Below are 7,717 nucleotides of genomic sequence, written 5' to 3'. Positions count from 1 at the left end.
CGCTCGCTAGTGAAGCTTAAATTTAGCGACGTGCCCTCATGGGTAGAAGTTCGGATTGAACAGGCGGAGCATGATCAGCTTAAAACCTGGATGCGCGATACGTTGTTTGCGGAACATCTGGGCGACATATTCAAGTAAGCTCCCTGCCACGTGGTAAAAACGCTTGGCTTGGCGTGATCGCTGGTCTATGAAGGGCCGTATGAGTGACTGGTGGGGAGAGATACCATGTATTCAATTGAATTCGAAGCAGATATTAAAAACGGCGTGGTAACGATTCCGCCTGAATACGACGAACTTCAAAACCATCACGCGCATATTGTGGTGATGGTGAAAGACAGCCCCATTAAGGAGCTGCCTGCATCAACATTAGATTTTAGTGGTGCTGGGATAAGCGCGTTTAAAGAACAGGGTGCTGTTGAGCTTCAAAGGGAATTGCGGGATGAATGGTAAATATCTGCTTGATACAAATGCAATTCTCTTGCGACGCCAAACTTTGCAATGAACAGCTACCAAGCAGTCTCAATAGTCAAAGCCAGCATTATCATTAGGTGGCCATGCCATGAGATTGAATGCTCACGAAATCCAGATAATCAAAGCATCGGTCAAGGCAGTTTTTGGGCCCCAGGCAGAGGTCTCTCTGTTCGGTTCAAGAACGGATGATAATGCTAAAGGCGGTGATATCGACTTGCTGGTGTCGCTTAATAACGTCGTTGAACACCCGGCATGGGACGTCGCACAGTTGCAGGCAAAAATCATCAAGCAATTGGGTGACAGGAAAATAGACGTGCTTCTGGACGCACCCAATATGCCGAGAGCTGCCATTCATCAGGTTGCCAAGTCGCAAGGGATAGCGCTGTGAATTTATCGCCAGAGAGCCAAGAAAGACTGAGATTTCTGAGCCGTGTAGTCGATAAAGAAATCAAGCATCTAGAATATGCAGACAATCAGGTTTTTGGTGGGCTTTTAACTTATGACGCTGTTGAAGATCTGGATAAAACCCCTGAACTAGCGATGAAAGTAGAAGCATTTGTCAGTCGATTTTGTCGTTTGCAAGATACCCTCGGAGATAAGCTGTTACCAGCGCTGCTAAAAGCTCTGGGCGAGCCAGATCGGGCGTTGCTTATTAACCTTGAAAAGGCAGAAAAGTACGATTGGTTGGCATCCTCTGAGCAATGGATCGCCCTCAGGCAACTACGCAACCAGATGATCCACGAATATATTGAAGACACGCAGACCCTGTTTGATGCGCTTTCTACAGCGCATAACAACAAAACAGTGCTTGAACAGTTCGCGGATAAGCTTGGAGGACAGGTGTGGGAGTTGCTGGAGGAATAACACTAAATTTAAGCGATCCAACTGATACCTGGTTGCCGTCACGACTCTTCCTGATCGCCCATTGAATTGGGCTACTTGGTGTGTTCCTTCACCACGTCCCAATACGTCTGGAAGTGCTGGGCAGCCTGGTAGAATGGCTTAAAGCCTCTGAGCAAACGGCGCTTCGTCGAGCCTTTGTGGTATGGATACGCCGAGTACTGCTGCCTAACCGGGCGCCCGAGATGGAATTGCCCGAGTTCAACAACTTACACGAGCTACATGAGGTACATCACATGTTGGCAGAACGCATTAAACAATGGCCTGAGCGCTGGGAAGAAAAAGGACGTTTGGAAGGTCGTCAAGAAGGTCGCCTCGATGAAGCGCGCGATAACCTTCGCTCGCTAGTGAAGCTTAAATTTAGCGACGTGCCCTCATGGGTAGAAGTTCGGATTGAACGGGCGGAGCATGATCAGCTTAAAACCTGGATGCGCGATACGCTGTTTGCGGAACACTTGGGCGACATATTTAAGTAACTTTTCAATACGCCATTATGAGTGCACTTACAAAACCCACTGCATGCACCCAGCTAAGAGCTCGACTTGTCGGGCGATCAGACTACCTACAAGCATTCGCCCTCGGCGCCTTGATCATTGCTGATCGCGCAATGAATTGCGCTCCTACCGGGCGATCAGGCCATCTACCAGCATTCACCCTCGGCGCCTCGAAGCCATCCAGTTTTTTGTAAGAGCCCGATTTATCGGGCGATCAGACTATCTAACAGCGTTCACCCTCGGCACCATGATCCTTCCTGATCGCGCAATGAATTGCGCTCCTACGTGGCGGTCAGGCCACTTCCGTCGTCAGATGTTAATTATATATCGACATTTCGATTTTGATTGTGTACTTTGTACACTATAAGCATACTGGTCAGAGGAAGCAGATAAAGGTGACTCACGCCATAGAGTTTATTGAAACGCCTACGTTCACTAGGCAAATCGATACTATTGCCTCTGATGACGAGCTAAAGGAGCTTCAGTTAACGCTTATTGCGCAGCCAGACAAGGGTGACCTGATTCAAGGTACAGGAGGGCTGCGCAAGGTTCGTATGGCATTGGGGCATAAGGGTAAACGAGGTGGCGCTCGTGTTATTTACTTTCTGGCTACCGCTGAGGTCATTTACCTGATATTGGCTTATCCTAAAAATGTGAAAGACAGTTTGACGCCTTCTGAAAAGGCCACGCTGAAAACACTTACCCAGCAGTTAAGAGAGGAGGTTTCTTGATGAGTATTTTTGATGAGCTCAATACATCGCTGCAAGAAGCTGTCGAGATTAAAAAGGGTAAGGCTCAAGCCAGCCGAGAGACTCGCCACGAAGTGGCAGATGTCAGAGCGATTCGCGCGAAATTGCATGTATCCCAAGCTGAGTTTGCCGACGCAATGGGCACCAGTATTGATACCATTAAAAGCTGGGAGACTAAACGTCGCAATCCAACGGGGCTGGCAGCGAAGGTGCTCGCGACCATTCAAGAAAACCCTTCGTTCTTTAACGAGCTGGCTTCACACTGATTGCCCATGCCTGCACCTGCCCCCTTGTAGAAGCCCGACTTGTCGGGTGATCAGGCCATCTACCAGCGTTCACCTTCGGCGCCCTGATGCTTGCTGATCGCGCAATGAATTGCGCTCCTACCGGGCGATCAGGCCATCTGCCGGCGTTCACCCTCGGTGCCTCGAAGCCATCCAGTTTTTTGTAAGAGCCCGATTTATCGGGCGATCAGATTATCTACAAGCGTTCACCCTCGCGCCTCGATCCTTGCTGATCGCGCAATGAATTGCGCTCCTACCGGGCGATCAGGCCATCTGCCGGCGTTCACCCTCGGTGCCTCGAAGCCATCCAGTTTTTTGTAAGACCGATATTTCTCGCGCGATCATTATCTATAAACGTTCTCACCCTCTCCCAAGATCCTTTCCTGATCGCGCAATGAATTGCACTCCTACCTGGCGATCAGGTCATCTAATGGCATCATTCACTGCTTCTGCAAATGCGCGATGGGAACTTCTACCTGCTGGGGGCGGTTTAATAAGGTAAGGAGAAGAAGGGCGCGATCCTGGCCTTTCAGCTCGGTGAGCTGCGCAAGCTGGCCTTTGAACGCCCCTTCGGTGACTTCCACGGCATCGCCCACGTGAAAATACACCTCTTTTGAGCTCTCATCTTCAACACTATTCTGGCGTAACGTCTCCACAATGTGCGAGGGCACGGCAGCGGGCTGGTCGCCAAAGGTCACCAGGCGCAAAACACCCCGTGTAGAGCGGATGGGCCGCCAGTTGCTGGCCACCTGATCAAGCTCAATAAACAGATAATGCGGGAAGAGCGGTTCCGTGAGCCACACCAGTTTGCCACGACGTTTTCGCTGCACGGCCAACACCGGGTGAAAGACATGATAGCCCTGGTTTTCCAACTGGCTAGCCGCGCGGAAAGACTCGCCCCCCTTACACTGGATAAGGTACCATTGCGCGCATTCTGCGTTGGCTTGGCTATCGTAAAGGGTCATGTCTCTCCTTGCGGTAGAATGAGTTAACCCATGAGGTTGTCTACTCTTGGGGTAAGAGCGCATTGTAACAAAATCGCAGTGGCCGAACGCAGCAAACCACGCCGTCGGCACACCAAATGTTAATCAAGACCAGGGCAAGGGAAAGCGTCCGGAACAATCCCCGGGCGGTAGCGTGCCTAAACGGTTTTTTTAAGACGGAGCACTATGGAAGTCGCGGCTATTTTTACCCTGTTCGTGGTCGTGGCCACGCTAGCCGCCCTCGCATTTACCCGCATTGCCCCCGATGCCATCTTGATGTCCGCCCTGGGGTGCCTGGTCATCAGCGGTACGCTAACTCCCGCTCAAGCGCTACAAGGGTTTTCCAACCCCGGGGTGATTACCATTGCCACGCTTTACGTGGTGGCGGCAGGGCTGAAAGAAACCGGGGCGATTCAATGGCTGGCCCACCGCCTACTGGGCCAACCCACGCAGCTACGCCAAGCTCAGCTACGCGTATTACTGCCCGCCGCCGGGCTCAGCGCCTTTATGAACAACACCACTGTGGTCGCCATGTTCATCCCCGCGATACAGGAATGGGCGGCACGGCTAAAACTCCCGCCGGGCAAGCTGTTGCTGCCGCTGAGCTACGCGGCGATTATCGGCGGCACCTGTACGCTGATTGGCACCAGTACCAACCTGGTGGTAGATGGCCTGCTGCAAACCGAGCGCGGCGTCAGCCTCTCGATGTTTTCACTGGCCTGGGTGGGCGTGCCGCTAGTGCTCGTCGGCGGCACCTTTCTGTACTTTTTTACCAACAAGCTACTGCCCGACCGCCAAGGCGTTTTAGAACAGCTTGAGCAAGCCCGCGAATACGTGGTGGATGTTGAAGTAGAAGCCAAAGGGCCGCTGGTAGGCAAAACAATTGCCGAGGCCGGGCTACGCAGCCTGGCGAACGGCTACCTGGCCGACATTGAGCGCGATGGGGAATTGCTCAACAGCGTACCGCCGGAAGCGGTGCTCAAGGCAGGCGATATACTGATGTTTATTGGCGCGCCGGAATGCGCCCGGGAGCTGCGCCGCATTCGGGGCCTAAAACCCGCCAGCGGCGATATCCACAAGCTGGATATTGCCCATCACCGGCGCTGCCTGGTGGAAGCGGTCATCGGCCCGGATTTTGGCGGGCTGGGGCAAAGCGTTAAAGACTCGCGGTTTCGCTCCCGCTACCAGGCGGTGATTCTGTCGATCTCGCGCCACGGTAAAAGCCTGCCCGGCAAGCTGGGCACCGCCACACTGCAAGTGGGCGATACCTTGCTGCTGGAAACCACCCACGACTTTGTCGACCAGTACCGGTACCGCAAAGACTTCCTGCTGGTCAGTAGCCTGAACGACTCCACCCCGCCGGATTTCCGCAAGGCGCCCATCGCGCTGGGTATTCTGGGGGCCATGGTGTCGTTAAGCGCCCTAGGGCTGCTGTCGATTCTGGAAGCCGCGCTACTCGCCAGCGGCGGCATGCTGGTGACCCGCTGCGTGCCCATGAGCAAAGCGCGCCGCTACATCGATCTATCCGTGCTCATCGTCATCGCCGCGTCTTTCGCACTGGGCGCAGGCATGACGGAGACCGGTGCGGCCGCCCAGGTGGCTCAATGGTTGCTGATGGCCGATGACCTGGCCCCCTGGATGGCGCTAGCGCTGGTGTACCTGATGACGGTGATATTCACCGAGCTGATCACCAACAACGCCGCCGCCGTGCTGATGTTTCCCATTGCCGTCTCGGTGGCCGACCAGCTAGGCGTTAACTTTTTACCCTTTGCCATCGCCATCATGTTCGCCGCCTCGGCAAGCTTTATGACCCCGCTGGGTTACCAAACCAACCTGATGGTACTTGGCCCCGGCGGCTACCGCTTTAGCGACTACCTACGCCTGGGGGCACCGCTCAGCGTGCTAGTGGCCGCCACCGTCATCGGCCTGGTGCCGCTGGTATGGTCGTTTTAATCGTTACCCATGTTTAAGGATGTTCCGTGACTGCTTTTATCTCGAATGCAATACGCGCCCGCCTGATCGAAGGCGTACACGCCGCCGGGCGTGAGGTAATGGCGATTTATCAGACTGATTTCTCGGTCGAGACCAAAGCCGACCAAAGCCCGCTGACCGAAGCCGATATGGCCGCGCATCACGCGCTGGTTGCGTTGCTGGAAGGGCTGACGCCTGATGTGCCGGTACTGTCTGAAGAGTCTGGCGAGATCCCTTTTGCCACTCGCCAAGAATGGCAGCGCTACTGGCTGGTCGACCCGTTGGACGGCACCAAAGAGTTCGTCAACAAGAACGGCGAGTTTACCCTGAACGTGGCGCTGATCGAAAACGGCGTGCCGGTATTCGGCATTGTCTACGCGCCGGTGCTGCAAAACACCTGGGTTGGGCAGGTAGGCGGTGAAGTCTTCAAGATTGAGCAGGGCATCTACATCAACCTTCAGGTGCGTGAACTGCCAGACCCCGAAGAGGCACCCTGGAAGGTCTTCGGCAGCCGCTCCCACGGTGCGGAAGCATTTGAAAACTTCTGCGCGGGCCTGCCAAAGCACGAGCGCGTCACCATGGGCAGCTCGATCAAGCTGTGCCTGGTAGCGGAAGGCAAAGCCGATCTATACCCACGCCTTGCTCCCACCTCTGAGTGGGACACCGCCGCCGCCCAGGCCGTCGTCACCGCCGCAGGCGGCGAAGTACTCAACGCCCACACGTTAGAGCCGCTACGCTGCAACCAGCAGGAAAGCCTGCTCAACCCTCATTTTATCGTGTGCGGCCAGCGCGACACCCGCTGGGAAAACGCGCTAAACAAAGTGACGGCCCAGTAGAACCAATTCATTGGGCGATCAGACCATCGACAAGCACGAACCAACGGCACCACCCAACAGGTGTTCGTAGGAGCACGACTTGTCGAGCGATCAAACCATCTACACGCATGCACCAACAGCGGCACACAACCAACCCCGCGTCAACGTAGTACCCATCATTAAGAAAATGTATCATGCCGATTAATTTATAACTGCCTTGTGTGTGAGTGGTTACTAACAATCTGGCGTAAACACAGCACGTGGCATATATAAAAAGCAGGGCATGGGAATGCGTCCGGAACATCCCCGGGCGGTAGCGTGCCTAAACGTTATCCAGTGAGGTCAAAGCAGTGAGCATTGAGCAGCCCCTACGCAGTACCTACAAGGACGATGAAATTTCCCTTATCGATCTAGCCAAAATCCTAATTCATCGCCGCTGGTGGTTTGTGATTACGTTTGTAGTGGTAGTGTTGGCATCAGGTGGCTGGGTGCTACTCCAAAGCGGCAAAACGCCGATTCAGGAAAGTCTTTACCAGTACACTACACAGCTAGCAGTAGGCTACAAAACTCCTTCCCATTTGATTGAACCCTTGCCTTCAATTATTGAGCAGCTTAACGGTGCAATAATTCCAAAGGTAATACAGCAGAATGAACAGTTTGATTCGCTCACAGCCAAAGCCAGCTATGCTGACAATTCAAATATTGTCACCGTTATCACTGAGAGTGGGAAAAACAAAGTTATTACTGACTTTCACGAAGCTCTGACGACACCAATTGTTGAAAGGCATGAAAGCCTTCAGCAAAGTCTTAACCACCAGCTATCTTCTATATTTCAGGGACGCCAAATAACGCAATTAATTCCATCAGAGGTTGTGGCTTTAGCCGTAGAAACAGAACAACCTACCGAAGCGAAACAAGGTGTTAATAGTAAACTGATTGTAGTGCTAGGCATTATGTTAGGCGGTTTGGCCGGGATAGTCATGGCCTTTCTTGCAGAATTTGTATTCCGTGTGCGAGAAAGCCTTACTGCAGAAAAAGAAGCTTAAAAGT

Annotated in this window: 10 protein-coding genes; 9 read left to right on the top strand and 1 reads right to left on the bottom strand. The window is 53.4% G+C overall.

Translation table 11 applies throughout. The features are described from left to right. The first annotated feature begins 225 nt into the window (after positions 1 to 225). From BLR97_RS17540 to nadS, 6 genes are all read left to right on the top strand, one after another. Positions 226 to 450, top strand: coding sequence for a hypothetical protein (locus tag BLR97_RS17540; protein WP_089707904.1), 225 nt, complete (start codon positions 226 to 228; stop codon positions 448 to 450). A 109-nt stretch (positions 451 to 559) separates the two neighbouring features. After that, entirely contained in the window at positions 560 to 859 is a 300-nt protein-coding gene (locus tag BLR97_RS17535; protein WP_089707902.1) for a nucleotidyltransferase domain-containing protein, read from the top strand. Next, a complete protein-coding gene (locus BLR97_RS17530) occupies positions 856 to 1,335 on the top strand; it encodes a hypothetical protein (RefSeq protein ID WP_089707900.1) in 480 nt (159 codons plus the stop codon). The genes BLR97_RS17535 and BLR97_RS17530 overlap by 4 nt, the downstream gene beginning before the upstream one ends. A gap of 80 nt (positions 1,336 to 1,415) precedes the next feature. Continuing rightward, positions 1,416 to 1,847 carry an RpnC/YadD family protein gene (locus BLR97_RS19840; RefSeq protein WP_211605183.1) on the top strand — a complete coding sequence of 144 codons (432 nt, stop codon included), beginning with the start codon at positions 1,416 to 1,418 and terminating at the stop codon, positions 1,845 to 1,847. A gap of 413 nt (positions 1,848 to 2,260) precedes the next feature. Continuing rightward, positions 2,261 to 2,596: a type II toxin-antitoxin system RelE/ParE family toxin gene (locus BLR97_RS17520; RefSeq protein ID WP_089707898.1), complete on the top strand. Its 336-nt coding sequence runs from the start codon at positions 2,261 to 2,263 to the stop codon at positions 2,594 to 2,596. After that, the gene (nadS, locus tag BLR97_RS17515) at positions 2,596 to 2,880 is read left to right on the top strand and encodes a NadS family protein (RefSeq protein ID WP_089707896.1); all 285 of its coding nucleotides are present in this window, start codon (positions 2,596 to 2,598) and stop codon (positions 2,878 to 2,880) included. The genes BLR97_RS17520 and nadS overlap by 1 nt, the downstream gene beginning before the upstream one ends. Positions 2,881 to 3,338: 458 nt before the next feature. Here the strand turns inward: nadS and rfaH are convergent, their stop codons facing one another. Further along, positions 3,339 to 3,863, bottom strand: coding sequence for a transcription/translation regulatory transformer protein RfaH (gene rfaH / locus BLR97_RS17510; protein WP_089707894.1), 525 nt, complete (start codon positions 3,861 to 3,863; stop codon positions 3,339 to 3,341). Positions 3,864 to 4,067: 204 nt separating this feature from the next. Between rfaH and BLR97_RS17505 the strand changes: the two genes are divergently transcribed. The 3 genes from BLR97_RS17505 to BLR97_RS17495 all read left to right on the top strand — a co-directional run bounded on the left by BLR97_RS17505 (position 4,068) and on the right by BLR97_RS17495 (position 7,713). Next, on the top strand, positions 4,068 to 5,834 hold the full coding sequence (locus BLR97_RS17505) for an SLC13 family permease (protein WP_089707892.1): 1,767 nt from the start codon (positions 4,068 to 4,070) through the stop codon (positions 5,832 to 5,834). A gap of 26 nt (positions 5,835 to 5,860) precedes the next feature. Continuing rightward, on the top strand, positions 5,861 to 6,688 hold the full coding sequence (cysQ, locus tag BLR97_RS17500) for a 3'(2'),5'-bisphosphate nucleotidase CysQ (RefSeq protein ID WP_244511375.1): 828 nt from the start codon (positions 5,861 to 5,863) through the stop codon (positions 6,686 to 6,688). A gap of 329 nt (positions 6,689 to 7,017) precedes the next feature. Further along, entirely contained in the window at positions 7,018 to 7,713 is a 696-nt protein-coding gene (locus tag BLR97_RS17495; protein WP_089707890.1) for a YveK family protein, read from the top strand. The last annotated feature ends 4 nt before the right edge of the window (positions 7,714 to 7,717 follow it).

This window comes from Vreelandella arcis (assembly GCF_900103865.1).
Taxonomy (GTDB): Bacteria; Pseudomonadota; Gammaproteobacteria; order Pseudomonadales; family Halomonadaceae; genus Vreelandella; species Vreelandella arcis.
The sequence above is the reverse complement of the archived record's forward strand: the minus strand, read 5'-3'. Positions and strand labels throughout refer to the sequence as shown.